Raw genomic sequence first — 18,701 nt, 5'->3', positions numbered from 1 at the left:
CTGTGGAATCGGCGGGCCGTCGACTGCCTTGGTGGCTCCGTTCCGGCTCCCCGCCTGCAGTGCGGCGGGGAGCCGGGCCTACCGGGTAGGCGGTACTACAGGGAGCGTTCGAGGCGGTCGGCCATCAGCTTGACGAAGCGCGACGGGTCGCTCAGTTCGCCGCCCTCGGCCAGCAGGGCCATGCCGTACACCAGCTCGGCCGTCTCCTCGAGCCCGGTGTCCTCCGCGCGCTCGGCGTGTGCCTTGTTCAGGCCGCTGACCAGCGGGTGGCCCGGGTTGAGTTCGAGGATGCGCTTGACGTGGGGGACGTCCTGGCCCATGGCGCGGTAGATGTTCTCCAGCGCCGGCGTCACATCGTGCGTGTCCGAGACGATGCAGGCGGGCGAGACGGTCAGGCGCGAGGACAGGCGCACCTCCTTGACGTTCTCGCTCAGCTTCTCCGTCATCCAGGTCAGCAGGCCCGCGTACTCCTCCTGCTGCTTCTCCCGCTCGGTGTCGGCTTCCTTCTTCTCCTCCTCGGTGCCGAGATCGACCTCGCCCTTGGCGACCGAGCGCAGCGGCTTGCCGTCGAACTCGGGCACGGCATCGACCCACACCTCGTCGACGGGGTCGGTCAGCACCAGCACTTCGATGCCCTTGGCCCGGAACGCCTCCATGTGCGGAGAGTTCTCGACGGCCTGCCGGGACTCGCCGGTGAGGTAGTAGATGTGCTCCTGACCGTCCTTCATCCGCTCCACGTACTGCTGCAGCGTGGTCGGCTCGGCCTTGTCGTGGGTGGTGGCGAAGGAGCACACCTTGAGGATCGCGTCGCGGTTGTCGAAGTCGCTCAGCAGCCCTTCCTTGAGGACACGGCCGAACTCCCGCCAGAACGTCGCGTAGCGCTCCGGGGCGGCGGTCATCATGTCCTTGACCGTCGACAGCACCTTCTTCGCCAGGCGGCGGTGCATCAGCTGGATCTGGCGGTCCTGCTGCAGGATCTCGCGCGAAACGTTGAGGGAGAGGTCCTGTGCGTCGACGACGCCCTTGACGAAGCGCAGGTACGGCGGCATCAGGGCTTCGCAGTCGTCCATGATGAAGACGCGCTTGACGTACAGCTGGATGCCGCGCTTGTAGCCCTGCGTGAACAGATCGTGGGGCGCGTGGGACGGGAGGAACAGCAGCGCCTGGTACTCGAAGGTGCCTTCCGCCTGGAGCCGGATGGTCTCCAGCGGGTCGTTCCAGTCGTGGCTGATGTGCTTGTACAGCTCGTGGTACTCGTCGTCCGTGACCTCCTCCTTCGGGCGGGCCCACAGGGCCTTCATGGAGTTCAGGGTCTCGGGTTCGCGCGGGGCGTCGTCGGACTCGTCCGTGGCGTCCGCGGAGGGCTCCGGCGCCATCTTGATGGGCCAGGTGATGAAGTCCGAGTACCGCTTGACGATCTCCCTGATCTTCCAGGGCGAGGCGTAGTCGTAGAGCTTGTCCTCGCTGTCCTCCGGCTTGAGCCGAAGGGTTACGGAGGTGCCCTGCGGGGCGTCGTCGACGGTGTCGATCGTGTACGTGCCCTCGCCGCTCGACGTCCAGCGGGTGCCCGTGCTCTCGCCCGCACGCCGGGTCAGGAGCGTGACCTCGTCGGCCACCATGAAGCTGGAGTAGAACCCGACGCCGAACTGGCCGATCAGCCCCTCGGCCGCCGCGGCGTTCTCGGCCTCCTTGAGCTCCTTGAGGAACCTCGCGGTCCCCGAATTCGCGATCGTCCCGATGAGCTGGACGACCTCGTCACGCGACATGCCGATGCCGTTGTCCTGCACGGTCAGCGTGCGGGCTTCCGGATCGGTCTCGATGCGGATGTGGAGGTCGGAGACATCCGCGCCGAGGGAGTCGTCGCGGAGAGCTTCGAGACGCAGCTTGTCGAGTGCGTCGGATGCATTGGAGACGAGCTCACGCAAGAACACGTCCTTGTTCGAGTAGATCGAGTGGATCATCATTTGCAGAAGCTGACGCGCTTCCACCTGAAACTCGAACGTCTCGGTCGGCATAATCCGTGATTCCTTCTCAGGTCATCAGGTAACGGGCACTGACCTGGGCACTTTAGATGAACGGCGCCGGGCACACGTCACGGGTGCGGACTTTCGCTCCTCCGCCCGGCGCGCGGTGCTCCGCGCGGTGCGGTGGACGTGGCCGGGGCCGGATGCGCGAGATGCCGGATGGACGCCTCACCGCCGCCCTGGTCTGGCGGTGCCGGTGGTGGGATCCTCCTGGCATGGATCTGCGTGGCGCGAAGGTACTGGTGACGGGTGCCACCGGCGGGATCGGGCAAGTGCTGGCCGGGACCCTGGCCGCCCGCGGCGGCGAGGTGGTGCTGACCGGGCGGCGTACGGACGTACTCGAGCCGTTGGCGGAGAAGCTGGGCGGCCGCGCCATCCCCGCCGACCTGGCCGACCGGGACGCGATCGAGGAACTGCTGGCGGCGGCGGGTGAGATCGACGTGCTGGTGGCCAACGCCGCGCTGCCGGCGGCAGGCCTGCTGGCCGACTTCTCCATCGGTGAGATCGACCGTGCGCTCGATGTCAATCTCCGTGCGCCCATCGTGATGGCGAAGCTGGCCGGGGAACGCATGGCCGCCCGCCGCCGCGGTCACCTGGTCTTCATCTCTTCGATCTCCGGCAAGGCCGCGTCCGGGCAGGTGTCCCTCTACAACGCCACCAAGTTCGGGATGCGCGGCTTCGCCCTGGCGCTCCGCGAGGACATGCGTCCCTACCAGGTCGGCGTCTCGACCGTCTTTCCCGGCATGGTCAGCGACGCGGGCATGTTCGCCGACTCCGGCGTGACCTTGCCGCGCGGAATCGGCACCCGTTCGCCGCAGGACGTGGCGCGCGCGACCGTACGAGCCATCGAGAAGAACCTCGCCGAAGTGGAGGTGGCCTCGCTGGCACTACGTATGGCCACCCTGTTCGGTGGCGTTGCCCCGAGCCTGTCCGCCGCCGTCCAACGCCGCGTCGGCGCCGACAAGATCACAGAACAGCTGGTCAGGGGCCAGCGCCACAAGCGCTGACGCCGCAGTCTTTCCAGCGCCCTGGTGGGTGGGCAGTGCCGAGTTGGGCGACGGGGTGGGCTGGGTGCTGCTTGGGCTGCTGGCGTACGCAGCCGATGGTGCAGCTGCATTGTTCTGCGCATGCCAGTACCGGGAGACGCAGGATATCGAGCATCCCGAGTCCTGCCGCAGCCTGGCATGAACACCGCAGGGTTCATCTCGAATGAACTCGATGACGGGCAGGACCGCTACGCGATCGAGTGCGAAAGGCAGCTGGCCGATACCGCCGATGCGGGATCTGTGGATGGGCCGGTCGATGAATCGCTCGCCGGTTCCACGCACCAGGTGCAGCTTCCGATCCGGGCACGTGCTTGCGCGGGCAGGGGGAAAGCGCGTCCGGGAGATCTTGCGCGCGCCTGCCACGGTCTTGCTAGAAGTACGGCTTGAGGCATAGCTTCACGCTGTCGCCGTGGTGGCGCGCTCGTACTCGGCTGTGGTGCGCACCGCGGACCCCCCAAGGCCGGAGTCACTCATGACCGCCCTCCTCCTGCGTACCTCGGAAGCGCCTGTACTGGTCGGCCGTACAAGGGAGTTGGACTCCCTGGTGGAGGCGGTGGCGCACCCGCCGTCGGTGGCCCTGGTCGAGGGGGAGGCGGGAATCGGCAAGACCCGGCTGATCCGGGAGGGCCTGCGCCACCCCTCCTTACGAAGACGTCGCGTCCTTGTGGGCAGCTGTCGTCCCCTGCGCGAGCCGTTTCCCTACGGGCCGGTCCTTGATCTGCTGCGCCACCTGGCGGGCGGGCTGCCCGACCCGCTGAGCCCGGTCTGCGGCGCACTGCGCCCGTACCTGCCGGAACTCGCCGCCTGGCTGCCGCCTGCCCTCGATCCGCTGCACGATCCGCGGGCCGGGCGGCACCGGGTGTTCCGCGCCGTGCGCGCGCTGCTCGACACGGTGGGGGAGACCGTGATGGTCGTGGAGGATCTGCACTGGGCGGACGAGGGTACCCGGGACCTGCTGCGGTTCCTGGTGGACGACCCGCCGGACGCGCTGTCGGTGGTGCTCAGCTACCGACGCGAGGAACTGCCGGGCGCGGGGCTGCCGTTCGGGCGGGCGTTTCGCCACCCGCCCGGGACCGCCGCGGTGGTCATCCCGCTCCACCCGCTGGACGCGCCCGCCGTACGCGCCATGTTCGCCGCTCTCACCGGCGTATCGGGGACCGCGCCGGAGTTCATCGGGGAGCTGCACCGGCGGACCGCGGGCATCCCGTTCGTGGTGGAGGAGGTCGTCCACGCGCTGCCCGAGGAGGTCAGGCGTGAACGGCAGGCGGAGCGCGGGGTGCTGGAGGCATTGGCGGTGCCCACGCTGCTGCAGGAGGCGATGGCCGACCGTATGAGCGTGCTCTCGCCCATGGCCGCGGCCGCCGTGCACGCCGCCGGTGTGCTGCGCGTTCCCGCCGGCGAGGCGCTGATCACCGCGGTCATGCGCGGGAGCGCGGTGCCGCCCACGGAGGCCGAGGGATCGGCAGCCGTACGGGAGGCCCTGCTCGCGGGTGTGCTGCACGAGTGGGGCGACGACCGGTACGGGTTCCGGCACGCCCTCGCCCAACAAGCCGTCTACCAGAGCCTGCCGGGACCCGACCGGCACCGGCTGCACCGGCAGGCGATGCGCGCCCTGGCCGCAGAGGACCCGCAGCCGCTGGTGCAGCTCGCCTACCACGCCCACCGGGCCGGAGAGCTCACGCACTGGCTGCGCTACAGCGAGGCGGCGGCTTCCGCTGCGCGTGAGAGGGGCGACCCGGCGCTCGCGGTAGGGGTGTTGGAGCAGCTGCTGTCCGACGGCCGCCTCGGCCGGCCGGAGTGCGCCCGCATCGCCGTCGAGCTCAGCAGGGACGCGGTGGTCGGACTCGCCCACGGGCGGGCCACCGGACTGCTGCGCGCCATCGTGCGGGATGGACACATACCCGAGGGCACACGCGGCGAGATCAGACTCAATCTGGGGCTGCTGCTCTACAACCAGGCCGGGCGGTACGAGGAGGGCCGGATCGACACCGAGCTGGCGGTCGAGGAGCTGCGCGACCGCCCCGCCCTCGCGGCCCGCGGCATGGCCGCCCTGGCGATGCCGGCCTGGGGTGACCACCCGTACTCCGTCTACGAGCGCTGGATCGGGCAGGCCGAGACGCTGGCGGCGCAGGAGCCCGACCCGTCGGTGTGCACCGCCGTACGGGCCAACCGCCTGGCGCTGGCGATGTACGCGGGCGATCCGACGGTCTGGCAGCAGGCGGAGCGGTTCATCGGCGCGGCCGGAGCAGAGACCGACCGTCGCCAAGTCGCCCGCGCCTGCGGCAATTTCGCGGACGCCGCCGCCTACCTCGGCCACTACCAGGCAGCGCAGCGCTTCCGCAGGGAAGGGCGGCGGCGGGCCGCGGAATGCGGAGCCGCGTACTTCGAGAGCATCGTGGAGGGCACCGCGCTGCGCCTGGACTGGTACGAGGGCAGCTGGCGGGGACTGGCGGAACGGGCCCGGCGCATCCTGGACGTGGTACGAGGCGTCTCGGGCATCGCGGCCGACGCCCACCTCGTACTGGGGCTGCTCGCCTCCACGACCGGCGAATGGGACGAGGCCGCCGCAGAGCTCCAAGCCGCCGGCCTGGCCGATCCCCACAACGCCCCGGCGCCGATACTGGCCACCGCCTCCGGCGCCATGGCCCGCCTGCTTCAGGTCCGCGGCGAGGCGGCCGGGGCGCAGAGTGAGGCCGAGTGCGGTATCGCCAGGATCCGCCGCAAGGGCATCTGGTCGTGGGCCGGCGACCTGGCGCCGATGGCCGTGGCGGCGCTGGTGCGCGGCGGCCGCCTGCCGGACGCGGAGCAGGTCACCGCCGAACTGGGCGAGGGCATCGCCGGCCGGGACGCGCCGCTGGCCGCGGCCGCCCTTTTCGCCTGCCGCGGCATCCTGGCGATCGGCCGCGGAAGTGTCGAGGAGGCCGCCACGGCCTTCGAAGCGGCCCGTACCGCGTACACCGTCCTGCCGCAGCCTTATTCCGCAGCCCGCGCCGGTGAGGCGGCGGCCCGCTGCCGACTGGCCGCGGGGGAGAGCGGCGCGTCAGATCAACTTGCCCTGACGGCGCAGCAGTTCACCGAGCTGGGTGCCTCCCGCGACGCCGCGCGCTGCCGCCGTGTGCTGCGCCGCAACAACGTCGTACTGCCGTCCCGCCGCGGTCGCCGCGGCTACGGTGACCAGCTCTCGCCCCGCGAGCGCGAGGTCGCCCGGCTGGTCGCGCTCGGGCGCACCAACCGGGAGATCGCCGACGTGCTGTTCCTCTCCCCGCGCACCGTCGAACACCATGTCGCCAAGGTGCTGTGCAAGCTCCACGTACGCTCACGGGCCGAGGTCACCGGCATGTGAACTGCCGTCGGCGTTGCGGTACTCGGGCGAGCGGCGCTCCAGCGACGCGACCACGTGCCCCTGGGCTGGGCACGTCGCATCCGCCACGGAGACGCGACGGTTAATCAGCGGGCGGACGGGCGAAGAAGACCTGGCGCCAGTGCTCGGCCGAGCGGACCAGGTCCTCGCTGACGTGGTGGAGGAACTGGCTCAGGTTGTCCAGCCGGGCACCGGCGGGTGTCGTGGGGCCGAGTGCCTGGGCGCCGCGCGCGGAGGCGGCGGCGATCCGGGTGTCGATGCGCGCGCTGGCCATGATGGCCTGGAACCACACGTCCTCGCCGATGACGTAGCGTTCCGCGCGACGGTGGGGGTCGCGTTCGCGCTGGATGATCCCTATTGCCTCCAGGTAGCCGACGGCCTTGGAGATGGCGGCGGGGCTGACGTGCAGACGTTGCACGAGTTCGGCCGAGGTGAGGCTGCCGCCGTCGGTGGTGAGGAGTGCGGCGAGCACCCTGGCCGCCATCTGCGGAAGCCCGGACTGGACGAACAGTTCCGCGGTGTGGGCGGCCACCTCGTCCACGATCCGCGGGTCGCGTCCGTCGAGGTCAGCGCTTCCTGGTGAGGGCGGTGGCGGAGTGGTCGCGTTCTGGCGCGCCTTGCGTTTGCTCGCTTGGTGGGCCCGGTCGGCGTGGTAGCCGCCCGGCCCGCCGTTGCGCATCACCTCGCGGGTGATGGTCGAGGTCGGCCGTCCGAGGCGGCGGGCCACGGCGGCGTAGGTCTGCCCGTCACGCAGTCCCGCGGCGATCTCCCGCCGGTCCTGCCGGGTGAGTCTTTCTCCAGGCATCGGTGTCCTTAACTGTCGACGTCGCCAGTAGCTTAATGCAACGCACGCGTTGCATTAACAAACAGACTCCATGCAACGATTCATGTCATTTGAGCTGGCAATTCTCAGTTGCTTCGCGAAATTGTGATTGACGCAATCGTTTATGCAACGTAATTTTTACTGCGTCGTGAAGATCCTTAGAGTGAGGACGGCAGACATGAACGAAACGGGTATTCAAGAGGCGCTCGACTGGGCCGTGGCCGAGGGCGGCGTCCCTGGCATCGTGGCCGACGTCAGGGACGGGGACCGGACGTGGTTCGGCACGGCCGGGGTGGCCGACATCAAGACCGGAGCCCGGCGCCGGCCGGGGGAGTACGCGCATGCCGGCAGCGGCGGCAAGGCCTTTATCGCCGCGGCCCTCCTGACTCTTGAGGCAGAGGGCAGGCTGAGCATCGACGACACGGTGAACACCTGGCTGCCGGGCGTGCTGAACGTCAATGGCTATGACGGCGACAGGATCACCATCAGGCATCTGCTCAGCAATACCGGTGGCCTGTTCTCCACCGGCCTGGCGCCGGAACTGACCAACCGGTTCGCCACCCGTGCCAGTTTCATGAAGCACCGCCTCGAAGCCGTCACCACCGAAGAGCTTCTGAAGATGACGGTGTCCCAGCCGCCGGTCGGCGAGCCCGGGGAACGCTTCGAGTACTCCAACGGCGGCTTCTACCTTTCCGAGGCGATCATCGAGAAGGTGACCGGCAACACCCTCGCGGAGGAGATCGAGCGCAGCGTCATCCGGCCACTCGGCCTGGCCAACACCTACGTGCGCCGCGCCCAGGACGTGGGCTACCCCGAGCCGCACCCTCGGGCCTACTCGACGCTGTTCTACAAGGACGGTACGGACACAGCGGCGGTCACTCCGGAGAACTGGCAGTCGGCGATGGAGGAGCCCGGACTCGAGCCCCTCGATGTCACGGAGTTCAACACCTCCTGGACCCCGGGCAACGTCATCTCCACCACCAGCGACATGATCAAGTTCGTGAACGCTCTGTCCGGCGGCACCCTGCTGCCGCCGGACCAGCACCGCGCGATGTGGACCACGGTCTCCACCGAGGGCGGCAACTGGATGCCGTACGCCCGGTACGGCCTGGGCCTGTTCGAGTTGGACAAGGCGGCCACGGGCGGCCTGACGCTGCGCGGCGTGGGCGGCAGCTTCTGGGGGTGCCTGTTCTACACGGTGGGCACCGCCGACGGTGACCACACCGTCTCCATCCAGACCAACACCGAGTGGAAGTCCTGGGACATCCTTTTCAAGGTCATCGAAGCGGAGTTCGGCGTCTCCGTCGGCGCGTAAGAGGGCGGCCTGCCGCCGTCCCGCCCCCGGGCCCGCAGGCCACGGCGGCACTCCCGGACCCGGTCGGGGAGTGCCGCCACGCCGCTTGCGCAACTGAGGGAGCGGTCAGCCGGTGAAGCCGGCGGTGATGGAGGTGAACTGCCAGTTGGGGCGGTCGCGGTTGACCGACCAGAAGGCAAAGCGGCCGATGTGACGGGAGTTGGCCCAGTCGCGGATCTGGGTCCAGATCTGGGGAGTGGTGACCTCTCCCGTGTCACTGTTGCCGTTCATGCCCGAGATGCCGATGGAGGCGTAGGCCCGCGCGTCGGACCAGCCGTAGACGGACTTGAGCTTGTTCTTCAGTCCCTCGGTGGCCTTGACGGTGCTGCCGTACATGTCGGCGTGGCCGTTGAAGTTGAACGGCATGACGGTGAAGTTGTCGATGTTCGCCTGGAGGGCGTTGGCCCGTTCGATCAGGCGGTTGCCCCACGAATTGGGGCCGGTGTTGAGCGTCGGGAAGGTGAGGATCGTCCTGAGGCCCGGGTTGTTCTGCTTGACGATTTTCAGGGCGCCCAGGATGCGGTCCTGGACCGCGGGACTCTCGAACTCGTCGGTGTTCTCGATGTCGACGTCGATCGCCTTGAGCCGGTAGGCGTCGATGACCTTCTGGTACGCGCCCGCAAGGGCCTGTGGGGTGGAGCAGTTGGGCCCGAGCTTGTTGCCGCTCCAGCCGCCGATGGAGGGGACGATGTCGCCGCCGGCCGCGCGGATCGCCTTGATGGTGGACTCGTCCACGCCGCCGGTCAGCGGGCGCTGGCTGTCCCACGCGGGGTTGCAGCCGTTCCGGGCGAGGATGAACGCCATCGTGTACCACTTGATGCCGGTGGCCCGCATGACCTCGGTGGCGCTCGGCGGGTTGCCCCAGCCCAGATAGAGATACGGCGCGGCCTGCACGAAGCCGGGTCCGCGCCCGCCGCCGGTGGCGCCCGTGGCCGCATCGGTCGCCTGCGCCGGAGCGGCCGGGGCGATGAGTGGAATGGCCAGACACGCGAGCGCCGTCGTGGCCGGTCTGAGAAAACGTCTGCCGGTGGAGGATCTCAAGGGGACTCCCTCGAGTGTCGGTTCCGGATGGGGGAGGGCGGTGCCGACTGCCGTTGATGCACCTGTTGGTCGTGACATGACAGTCACGCCATCGGAGGCTATTGGTGTGTACCAATGTGGTCAATGGGTGCGGACCGAAACGGCAGGGCTCAGGGGCGTGTGGGCGGACGCGCTGCGGCAAAGGCCAACCGCCCGTTCTCGTCACTGGACTTGGTGTGCAACAACGGCAGCCTGGCGAGCGGTGACAGCCCGGCAGCTGGAGAAGCCACTGGCGTCATGACGGCTTACGCAGGTCCATGACTGTCCAGTCGTCACCCAGTTCACGGCGCAGGGTCTCCAGCACGGAGTCCGCCTGCTGCGTGAACAGCTCCCACTGTTCCTCGGGCCACGGAGACGGATCCGGCGGATAGTCCCAGTCGAGCGAGGACTGGTACCACTCGCACAGCCTCTCCAGCTCGGCTCGGGTGGCAGGGCCGATCGGCAGGCGTTCCAGCTCGCACGGAGAGCCATAGGGGCTGTCGAGGTCGGGGGCGCCGGGCGGCCCGGGCCACAACGGGGTGTGGGCGACTCCGTATTCGAAGAAGAACCGCAGGTAGTAGGGCATATGGCACCCTCTCACGGCGCCTGTCGACGCTCGTCCCCTGCGGCATGTCTGTCATCGGACGGCGAGCGACGGGCTGAGCCTGGGGCGCCTCTTGAGGGTCTCGCGCCCTCGGCCGTACACCACGTCCGTGGACGGGACGCGGGGCAGGCCGGTCGGCCCCCGGACGCCGCCGCTCCGAATTTTATGCGTACCCCTACCTATCGAATCCCGGATTGTTCTCGAGCCGTACGTCTGCGAACTGTGGGACCAGACGGCGCCGTTGGCCCAGACCAAGTGGCGCGGTCGCCGGCGAATCGTCACCGGCACACCCCCCTACAGGAGGAGAAGCATGCGAAGAAAGCTGCTCCTGAGATCTGTTCTAGCGGCAGTGGTGACCGTGGCCATCGGGCTGCTGGGGCCCGGCGCCCAAGCCGCTCCCACCCCCCAAGGCGAGACCGTCGCGGCGGTCGGCGCCGCGCAAGAGGGCCACGGCATCACCGCGGCCGAGCTGGAGGCGGCGGGGGCGCAGGCCATGGAGCCCCCTCCGGGCGGCTGGAACGTCCCCACCGACCGCAGCTACTACCTCACGTCTTCGTGCCGGGCGTACGCCGCGACCATCAAGCAGGGCGCATCCGCGTGGGCCCGCCTGGACGAAACCACGAACCGGGACACCCCGGTCGAGTGCCGCAACAGTTACATCACCGACTGCGGCGGAGGCGGCAGGATCGTCGGCTGCAACTGGGGCCGGGGCCAGCGCATCGCGCTGTACATGGGCGGCGTGAGAGACCAGGCGCTGCTCGCCGCGCACGAGTTCGGCCACGACTGGTACGGCCACTCCAGCTACCGATGTGCCGGCTGGACCAATCCACAGCACGTCATGGCGCCATCGATGTGCGGCTACGGACCTGCGGGTGCCGATCATCCCGTCCGCATCGACTGAGCGACAGAGCGATAGATCGGCGGATCGCCGCGGAGCCTGATGTCCTTCCAGGGCCTGTCGCCGACACCGACATCAGCGATGGTGCCGAAGTGACGGCGGTCCGGTAGGACTCGGCGGCCTCCTCGTATCGGGTGGCGCTGCTCTGCGAAGGTCCGGGTGAACCTTCCCCGCGGGCCGTTCGCCCGCCGTCCTTCACCTGAGCCGCAAGCCGCAGAACGGTCATGGGGAGTGTCGGCACTCCCCATGACAGCGCCCTGGGCGGCTTCCCGCTCAATGGGCCGCCGGTCGCGGCACGCCTTCGGGGACAGGGCAGCGCTCCGCCGTGGAAGGCAGGGTGCCGTTGCCGTCCGCGCTCTCCTGAGCGGTGCGGTCGGGCAGGGCAGCGGCGGTCCCCATGGCCCGGGGGAGGCCGGGCAGCGGGTCATGGCGGATGCGGTCGGCAGGTACGCCCGCGTGCGCGAGTTCCGCCGCCACCGTACGCACCATCGCCGGCGGTCCGCTGACCACGGTGAGGGACCCGGAGACGCCGGCGTGCCGGGCCGCTGCTTCAGCCAGCGGGCCGTAGGCATCCGCCCCTGGGCCACCGCCGATCACGGGGATCACCGTCAACCACGCCCGGCGGCGCTCGAAGGCGGTCAAGTAGGCGGCGTCGTACACCTCGTGCAGGGAGTCGGCGCCCAGCAGCAGACGTACGCGGCGCCCTGGGGTCCGCCGCTCCTCCAACTGCTGGAGGAGCGCTTTCATCGGAGCCCAGCCGGTGTCGGAGGCCACGAGCAGGATCTCGTCCGCCGCTGCGTCGTCCAGCGTCAGCGTGCCGTGCGCGGGCCCGAGGCGCAGAGGGTCCCCGGGAGCGGTGTGGCGCACCAGTGCCTCGCTCACCCCGCCGGGGCCGGTGAGTTGGATGTGGAACTCCAATTCGCCGTCCGGGTGGGGAGCGCCGGCGAGGTAGTACGAGCGCCAGGCGTGCGGCAGCCGGTGGGACTCCAGGGCCGCGTACTGCCCGGCCCGGTAGGGGAAGGGCTCGTGCGGACGGGCCCGGAGCACCGCCAGGTCCCCGGCGCGCAGCTCATGGCCGATGACGGTGGCCTGCCAGCAGGGCGGTTCGCTGAGTGCGGAGGCCGCCCCGTCGATCATGGTGTCGACGGCGAAGCGCAGCATCCGCAGCCACGCTCTTTCCAGGGCTTCGGTCCACTGCCGTCCGGCCTGATGCTGCAGCGCTTCGCACAGTGCGGTCTCGAACGCCTCGAAGTGGGCGGGGCGTACGCCGAGCTTGCGGTGATCGCGTCCCAGCTGGGCGAAGGTTTCGGTCATCTCCTGCGGGCGGTCCAGATGCTCGATCAGGTACCAGAAGGCCCGTGCGAGATGAGCCTTCTGGAACTCCATCGATGCCGGAAACAGCGAGCGCAGATAGGGATGGCGCTCGAACAGCGCCTGGTAGAGGTGGGATATCAGGTCATCGAAGGGGGTCACCAGGTCGAGGAAACGAAGGATGACCCGCTGGTCCGCCGCGCCGGCCGCGCCGTCGTAGGGCGCAGGCGCCGCGGTGCCCCCGCTCGCGGTGCTGCGGGCCGCGTTCGGTGAGAACAGTTGCTGCCGCAGGCGCATGGCTTCGTGCCGTGCGAGCAGTGCGTGGTACTCCCCGTTGTCCGTGGTCATGGCCATGGGTCAGCAGCTCCCCGCACATACGCTGCACGCTGTCGTGGAGGCCGGGACGTCGGCGGGCGCCTGGGCCCCGTCCGCGGTCGTGGCCGGGCGGCGGCCGCGGGCCCGGTGCGAGGGGGGTGCGGCCGGCAGGAGCGCGACGGCGCGCGGCCGGCTGCCTCCCACGTACGACACCGCGGCGGCCGTGGCGAGGGCGCAGAGGGGCACGGCGTACGGCGCCAGGCGTGCGAGCCGCCGTGGGGAATGTTGCATGAACAAGGGAACAGGACTCCTGTCAACGAGCGGGACAGCGCGGGCAGCGGACGGTCCGGCCCTCGCGGCGTCGGCCCCGGCCCGTCTGCCCGGCTGATCGGGGGCGTCAGTATGGCACCGCGCTGACCTGCCCGAACGGCCCTACTCAACTAGGGCCGTTCGGCCCTGGGCGCGGTGTGGTGATCGGGTGTGTGCTGTCCGGAGGGCCCGGTACGTTCCGCCTGGGGAGCCTGACCGGCCGGGACGGCAGGCGGGCATTCCCGGGCCGTACCGACACCGGACACGGCCCCCGGGCCGACCGGCAGTTCGGCTGCTCGGCCGGTGTGCCCGCTGGGGCGACCCGTGCCCGGCCGCGCGCGGTCCGGTGGACATACTGGAGGGCCCGTCAGCTGACCGGCCGTCAGACCATCCCTGCCGACAAGCGAGCACTGTATGAATCAGCCCACCGAACCCGCCGCGCCGCTGCGCGTCTTCATCCTCGACGACCACGAGGTGGTGCGCCGAGGGGTGCGGGACCTCCTGGAGGCCGAGGAGGACATCGAGGTGGTCGGCGAGGCCGGCAGCGCCGAGCAGGCGCTGGCGCGGGTGCCGGCGGCCCGGCCACAGGTCGCGGTGCTGGACGTCCGGCTCGGGGACGACCGGAGCGGTGACCACGGTGGTATCGAGGTGTGCCGGGACCTGCGGGCCCGGATGCCGGAGCTGGCCTGTCTGATGCTGACGTCCTTCGACGACGACGAGGCGCTGTTCGACGCCATCATGGCCGGGGCGGCCGGCTATGTCCTCAAGCAGATCAACGGCCCCGAGCTGGTGACGGCGGTCCGTACGGTGGCCACCGGCCGGTCGATGCTCGACCCGCGCACGGCCTCCCGGGTCATGGAACGCCTGCGCAGCCCGCAGCAGACCCAGGAGTCCCCCGAGCTGGAGCGGCTGTCGCCCAGGGAACGGGAGATCCTGGAGCTGATCGGGGAGGGGCTGACCAACCGTCAGATCGCCGACCGGCTGTTCCTGGCCGAGAAGACGGTCAAGAACCGGATCTCCTCGCTGCTGGCCAAACTCGGCGTCGGCCGCCGCGTTCAGGCGGCCGTCATCGCCGGCCGCATCCGCGACCGACGCGAGCAGCAGGAACGGCGAGGCTACGACAGGCCCTAGACCAGCCACTTCCCGTCGCGCATAAGGGTCCGTCCCGGCATCTCGGGCACCGTTCCCCACGCCTGGAGCACCTGCGGGGTGACCTGGAAGAAGACGTACGACGGGTGGTCCTTGCGAGGGTCCCAGCCGTCCTTGGCGGCGAAGGCGTCGCCGACCTCGGGCGGGAGTTCCTCGCGGGTCAGCATGCGTGCGGTGCCGTGGGCCAGGACCACGTCCCGGGTATGGCCGAAGGAGAGCCGGACCCGGCCCGAGGCGCACAGGTTGCGTCCGGTCGGGTTGGTGTCGCGGGTGGCCAGCCACACCGCCTCGCCGTCCCACCAGAAGGCAAGTGGTACGAGGCACGGCTCGCCGGTGGCGTCAGCCGTGGCGACCCATACGTCGTGGTCGCGCGCGAGCCGTTCCAGCGCCTCGCGCTTGCGCTGCTCGGGGCTGCGGGGGCCGCTGTGGTGAGAGTCAACTGTTGTCACGTGGGGAGGCTATGGCGTCAGGCGCTCGGTCACATCCGGCGGTGGAACTAGGTCACAAGGCGGAGGGCGGTCCTCGTAGGGGACGTACGCAACCGGGCGCCGCAGGGCGGGGCGGACGGGTAGGGCTTGCGCAGCACGCCCGGGCCGCGGCGCCGCACGTACGTCCTTGGTACCGCGGACGTACCGTGCCTCCCCGCAAGCGCCCCGCCCTCGATGATCAGTCCTCGGGCAGCGGAACGCGCCACACGATGCGGGTCCCGCCGCCTTCGGGGGCCGTCACGGCGACGGTGCCGCCGTGCAGTTCGGCCCGGGTGCGCATATTGGTCAGTCCGCCGGTGTGCGGGGCGCTGCCCACGCCCACGCCGTCGTCCGTGACCGTCAGCGTCAGTTCGGCATCGTCCACGGTCAGGGTGATGCCGAGATGCCGGGCGCGGGCGTGCCGGGCGGCGTTGCTCAGGGCCTCGGCTGCCACGGCCAGGACGTGGTCGGCCAGGCCGCGCGGGACGTTGGTGTCCACCGGGCCGTCGATGCGCAGCGTGGGGGTGAAACCGAGGGTGCGGGCAGCTGCCTGGGCGCTCTCGGCGATACGGCGCCGCAGGCTCGTACTGTCCTGGCTGTCGCCGGCGGCGCGCAGGTCGAAGATGGTGGACCGGATGATGTGGATGGTCGTGTCCAAGTCACCCACCGCCCGGCCGACGCGCTCGGCCGCCTCGGGCCGGTCGGCGAGGTGGCGGGCGGTGCTCTGCAGCGTGATGCCGGTGGCGAAGAGCCGCTGGATCGCCAGGTCGTGCAGGTCGCGGGCGATGCGGTCGCGGTCGTGCAGGACGGTAAGCTCCTCCGACTCGGCGCGGCGCCGGGCCAGTTCGAGGGCGATGGCGGCCTGATCGGCGAAGCCGGAGATCAGTGCTATCTCGCCTTCGTCGAAGGCGGGCCGGCCGGCGAAGCGGGCCAGCCGCAGTGCGCCGGAGGTGCCGGTGTCGATCTGCAGAGGGACGGCGACCGCGGGGCCGCACTGTGCGTCCGCCTCACCGAACGGGTGCGCCCGCGCGTCGGCTCGCACATCCGCGGCGGCCGCGGGCCGTCCGGTACGTGCCGCGAGTCCGGCCAGGGATTGCCCGGCGGGGACGCTCAACTCCTCGAAGAGATCGGCCCGATGGCCGCTGGCCACCTCCACCCTCAAGACGTCCGCCGTCGGCACGTCCGGCTCCACGTGGTGCGCGGAGTTCGCCGCGGGCAGCAGTACCGCCGCGGCGTCGGCCCCGGCGACCTGCATGGCCCGTTCGGCGATCAGACGCAGCGCCTGCCCGGCGTCTGCGCCCGACAGCAGACTGCGGGTGATCTCGCCCAGCGCCTCCAGCCACCGCTCACGGCGCCGGCTCTCGTGGTACATACGGGCGTTGTCGATCGCCACCCCGGCCGCGATGGACAAGGTGGTCAGGACCGCCTCGTCGTCCGCGTCGAAGCCCCGGCCGCCGCGCTTCTCGGTCAGGTAGAGATTGCCGAAGACCTCGTCCCGTACGCGCACCGGCACCCCCAGGAACGTGCGCATCGGGGGATGGTGCGGGGGAAAGCCGTAGCTGTGCGGGTGCTGGGTCAGGTCGGTCAGCCGCAGCGGTACGGGGTTGGTGATGAGTTCGCCGAGGATGCCGCGCCCGCAGGGCGTCCGGCCGATCTTCGCGGCCAGTTCGTCGGCCATGCCCACGGGCAGGAACTGCGACAGCCGCTGCCCGTCACCGACCACGCCGAGGGCGCCGTACTCCGCGTCGGTGAGGGTGACCGCCGCCTCCACGATGCCGCGCAGTACCTGGGGCAGTTCGAGCCCGCGCCCCAGGCTCATCACCGCGTCCAGCAGGCTGCGCATCCGGTCCGGCTCGCTCAGCTGGGGCCAGTGCCCGGGCGACGCCATCTGTGCTGCGGTGTCCGGTGCGGTCTGCGACATACGTACTCCTGAGGCGATGATCTTCGTCCAGCAGCGTACGGGACGAGGCTGCCCCATCCGTCCCGGCCCTGATAGGGACCTTCGGCCCTGGCCGGAGCCTGTTCGGCCCTATGGGCGCCCCTGCCGCGCCGCTGATCATTAGGCGGCCGGGAAGGGGCGGTCTCCCTGTCTCCTCACCGAAGTCCCTTCCCGGCCCTCGTAACCAATCGGCTCAGGCACAAGGCGGAGGACGCGTCCCGGTGGACGTCACGAACACAGACCCGCATCCGCGGTACACAACGAACCATCAGGCGCCCGCAGCGGAGCGGGCGGTGACCGCCCGGCGGGCCCACCGACACCGTGCGGTGGAGTGGCTGACGACCACCGACCACAAGAAGATCGGCACGCTCTACCTCGTCACCGCGTTCGTCTTCTTCATCATCGGCGGGCTGATGGCCCTGCTCATGCGCGCCGAACTGGCCCGTCCCGGCCTGCAGATCATGTCGAACGAGCAGTTCAACCAGGCGTTCACCATGCACGGCTCGATCATGCTGCTGATGTTCGCCATGCCGCTGTTCACCGGCTTCGCCAACTGGATCATGCCGCTGCAGATCGGCGCCCCGGACGTGGCCTTCCCCCGCCTGAACATGCTCGCCTACTGGCTGTTCCTCTTCGGCTCGCTCATCGCGGCCGCGGGCTTCCTCACCCCGGGCGGCGCCGCCGACTTCGGCTGGTTCCTGTACGCGCCGCTGTCCGACGCCGTGCACTCGCCCGGCGTCGGCGCCGACATGTGGATCATGGGCGTGGCGCTGTCCGGCTTCGGCTCCATCGCCGGCGCGGTCAACTTCATCACCACCATCATCGGGATGCGCGCGCCGGGCCTGACGATGTTCCGCATGCCGATCTTCACCTGGAACGTACTGCTGACCTCACTGCTGGTCCTGATGGTCTTCCCGGTGCTGGCCGCCGCCCTCTTCGCGCTCGAATGCGACCGCAAATTCGGCTCGCACATCTTCGACGCGGCCAATGGCGGCGCGCTGCTGTGGCAGCACCTGTTCTGGTTCTTCGGCCACCCCGAGGTCTACATCCTGGCCCTGCCGTTCTTCGGCATCGTCAGCGAGGTCATCCCCGTCTTCGCCCGCAAGCCGATGTTCGGGTACACGGGCCTGATCGCGGCGACCATCTCGATCGCCGGGCTCTCGGTGACGGTGTGGGCCCACCACATGTACGTCACCGGCGGCGTGCTGCTCCCCTTCTTCTCCTTCATGACCTTCCTGATAGCCGTCCCGACCGGAGTGAAATTCTTCAACTGGATCGGCACGATGTGGCGGGGCAGCCTCTCGTTCGAAACCCCCATGCTCTGGACGGTCGGCTTCCTGATCACCTTCGTCTTCGGCGGACTGACCGGCGTCATCCTCGCCTCACCGCCGATGGACTTCCACCTCTCCGACTCCTACTTCGTCGTCGCGCACTTCCACTACACGGTCTTCGGCACCGTCGTGTACGCGATGTTCGCCGGATTCCACTTCTGGTGGCCCAAGTTCACCGGCAAAATGCTCGACGAACGCCTGGGGAAAATCACCTTCTGGACGCTCACGGCAGGCTTCCACCTCACCTTCCTCGTCCAGCACTGGCTGGGCGCCGAAGGCATGCCCCGCCGCTACGCCGACTACCTCTCCGCCGACGGATTCACCGCCCTCAACACCCTCTCCACCATCGGCTCGTTCCTGCTGGGGCTCTCCCTCCTGCCGTTCTTCTACAACATCTGGAAGACCGCCAAGTACGGCCAGAAGGTGACGGCCGACGACCCCTGGGGCTACGGCCGTTCCCTGGAATGGGCCACCTCCTGCCCGCCCCCACGGCACAACTTCGCCTCTCTGCCCCGCATCCGCTCCGAATCCCCGGCCTTCGACCTGCACCACCCGGAGATCGCCGCAGTGGAACTGCCCGCACCGCGGACCGCCGCGCTGAAGGCACCGCAGCCGCCGCGCCGCTGAACCCGACCGGCGCTCCCCGGCGCCCGTACGGCACCTGCACGCACCCCAAGGCATCAGAAGGCATCAGAAGGCATCAGAGAGGGA

12 protein-coding genes and 1 pseudogene are annotated in these 18,701 nt (G+C 69.9%); 6 read left to right on the top strand and 7 right to left on the bottom strand.

The features are described from left to right. Nucleotides 1-95: 95 nt before the first annotated feature. Nucleotides 96-2,015, bottom strand: a complete 1,920-nt coding sequence (htpG, locus tag AC4IJH_RS24825) for a molecular chaperone HtpG (protein WP_490854049.1) — start codon at nucleotides 2,013-2,015, stop codon at nucleotides 96-98. 224 nt (nucleotides 2,016-2,239) lie between these two features. Between htpG and AC4IJH_RS24820 the strand changes: the two genes are divergently transcribed. Together AC4IJH_RS24820 and AC4IJH_RS24815 are read left to right on the top strand one after the other, a co-directional pair. Then, nucleotides 2,240-3,031 carry an SDR family NAD(P)-dependent oxidoreductase gene (locus AC4IJH_RS24820; RefSeq protein ID WP_490854048.1) on the top strand — a complete coding sequence of 264 codons (792 nt, stop codon included), beginning with the start codon at nucleotides 2,240-2,242 and terminating at the stop codon, nucleotides 3,029-3,031. 511 nt (nucleotides 3,032-3,542) lie between these two features. Next, a complete protein-coding gene (locus tag AC4IJH_RS24815) occupies nucleotides 3,543-6,413 on the top strand; it encodes an ATP-binding protein (protein WP_490854047.1) in 2,871 nt (956 codons plus the stop codon). A gap of 100 nt (nucleotides 6,414-6,513) precedes the next feature. Here AC4IJH_RS24815 and AC4IJH_RS24810 read toward each other — a convergent pair whose 3' ends face one another. Next, nucleotides 6,514-7,236, bottom strand: coding sequence for a GbsR/MarR family transcriptional regulator (locus AC4IJH_RS24810; protein ID WP_490854046.1), 723 nt, complete (start codon nucleotides 7,234-7,236; stop codon nucleotides 6,514-6,516). A gap of 196 nt (nucleotides 7,237-7,432) precedes the next feature. On the opposite strand from AC4IJH_RS24810, the gene AC4IJH_RS24805 reads away from it, so the two are divergent. Next, the gene (locus tag AC4IJH_RS24805) at nucleotides 7,433-8,569 is read left to right on the top strand and encodes a serine hydrolase domain-containing protein (protein ID WP_490854045.1); all 1,137 of its coding nucleotides are present in this window, start codon (nucleotides 7,433-7,435) and stop codon (nucleotides 8,567-8,569) included. Nucleotides 8,570-8,674: 105 nt separating this feature from the next. On the opposite strand, the pseudogene AC4IJH_RS24800 reads toward AC4IJH_RS24805, so the two are convergent. Together AC4IJH_RS24800 and AC4IJH_RS24795 are read right to left on the bottom strand one after the other, a co-directional pair. Then, a pseudogene (locus AC4IJH_RS24800) lies at nucleotides 8,675-9,538 on the bottom strand (chitinase); the annotation flags it as partial. A gap of 385 nt (nucleotides 9,539-9,923) precedes the next feature. Beyond that, entirely contained in the window at nucleotides 9,924-10,253 is a 330-nt protein-coding gene (locus AC4IJH_RS24795) for an immunity protein CdiI family protein (RefSeq protein ID WP_490854044.1), read from the bottom strand. 370 nt (nucleotides 10,254-10,623) lie between these two features. Between AC4IJH_RS24795 and AC4IJH_RS24790 the strand changes: the two genes are divergently transcribed. Further along, nucleotides 10,624-11,172, top strand: a complete 549-nt coding sequence (locus AC4IJH_RS24790; protein ID WP_490854043.1) for a hypothetical protein — start codon at nucleotides 10,624-10,626, stop codon at nucleotides 11,170-11,172. A gap of 270 nt (nucleotides 11,173-11,442) precedes the next feature. Here AC4IJH_RS24790 and AC4IJH_RS24785 read toward each other — a convergent pair whose 3' ends face one another. After that, on the bottom strand, nucleotides 11,443-12,828 hold the full coding sequence (locus tag AC4IJH_RS24785) for a globin domain-containing protein (protein ID WP_490854081.1): 1,386 nt from the start codon (nucleotides 12,826-12,828) through the stop codon (nucleotides 11,443-11,445). Between the two features lie 690 nt (nucleotides 12,829-13,518). Here AC4IJH_RS24785 and AC4IJH_RS24780 point away from each other — a divergent pair. Next, a complete protein-coding gene (locus AC4IJH_RS24780; RefSeq protein ID WP_490854042.1) occupies nucleotides 13,519-14,235 on the top strand; it encodes a response regulator in 717 nt (238 codons plus the stop codon). Here the strand turns inward: AC4IJH_RS24780 and AC4IJH_RS24775 are convergent. Next, a complete protein-coding gene (locus tag AC4IJH_RS24775) occupies nucleotides 14,232-14,702 on the bottom strand; it encodes a pyridoxamine 5'-phosphate oxidase family protein (RefSeq protein WP_490854041.1) in 471 nt (156 codons plus the stop codon). The two genes, AC4IJH_RS24780 and AC4IJH_RS24775, sit on opposite strands and share 4 nt — an antisense overlap. A 217-nt stretch (nucleotides 14,703-14,919) precedes the next feature. After that, entirely contained in the window at nucleotides 14,920-16,563 is a 1,644-nt protein-coding gene (locus tag AC4IJH_RS24770) for a sensor histidine kinase (RefSeq protein WP_490854080.1), read from the bottom strand. Between the two features lie 317 nt (nucleotides 16,564-16,880). On the opposite strand from AC4IJH_RS24770, the gene ctaD reads away from it, so the two are divergent. Further along, a complete protein-coding gene (gene ctaD, locus AC4IJH_RS24765) occupies nucleotides 16,881-18,617 on the top strand; it encodes an aa3-type cytochrome oxidase subunit I (RefSeq protein ID WP_490854040.1) in 1,737 nt (578 codons plus the stop codon). Nucleotides 18,618-18,701: the final 84 nt, after the last annotated feature.

This window comes from Streptomyces sp. UF-297 (assembly GCF_058245575.1).
Note: the sequence above shows the minus strand (reverse complement) of the source record. Positions and strands in the feature narration are given on the sequence as shown.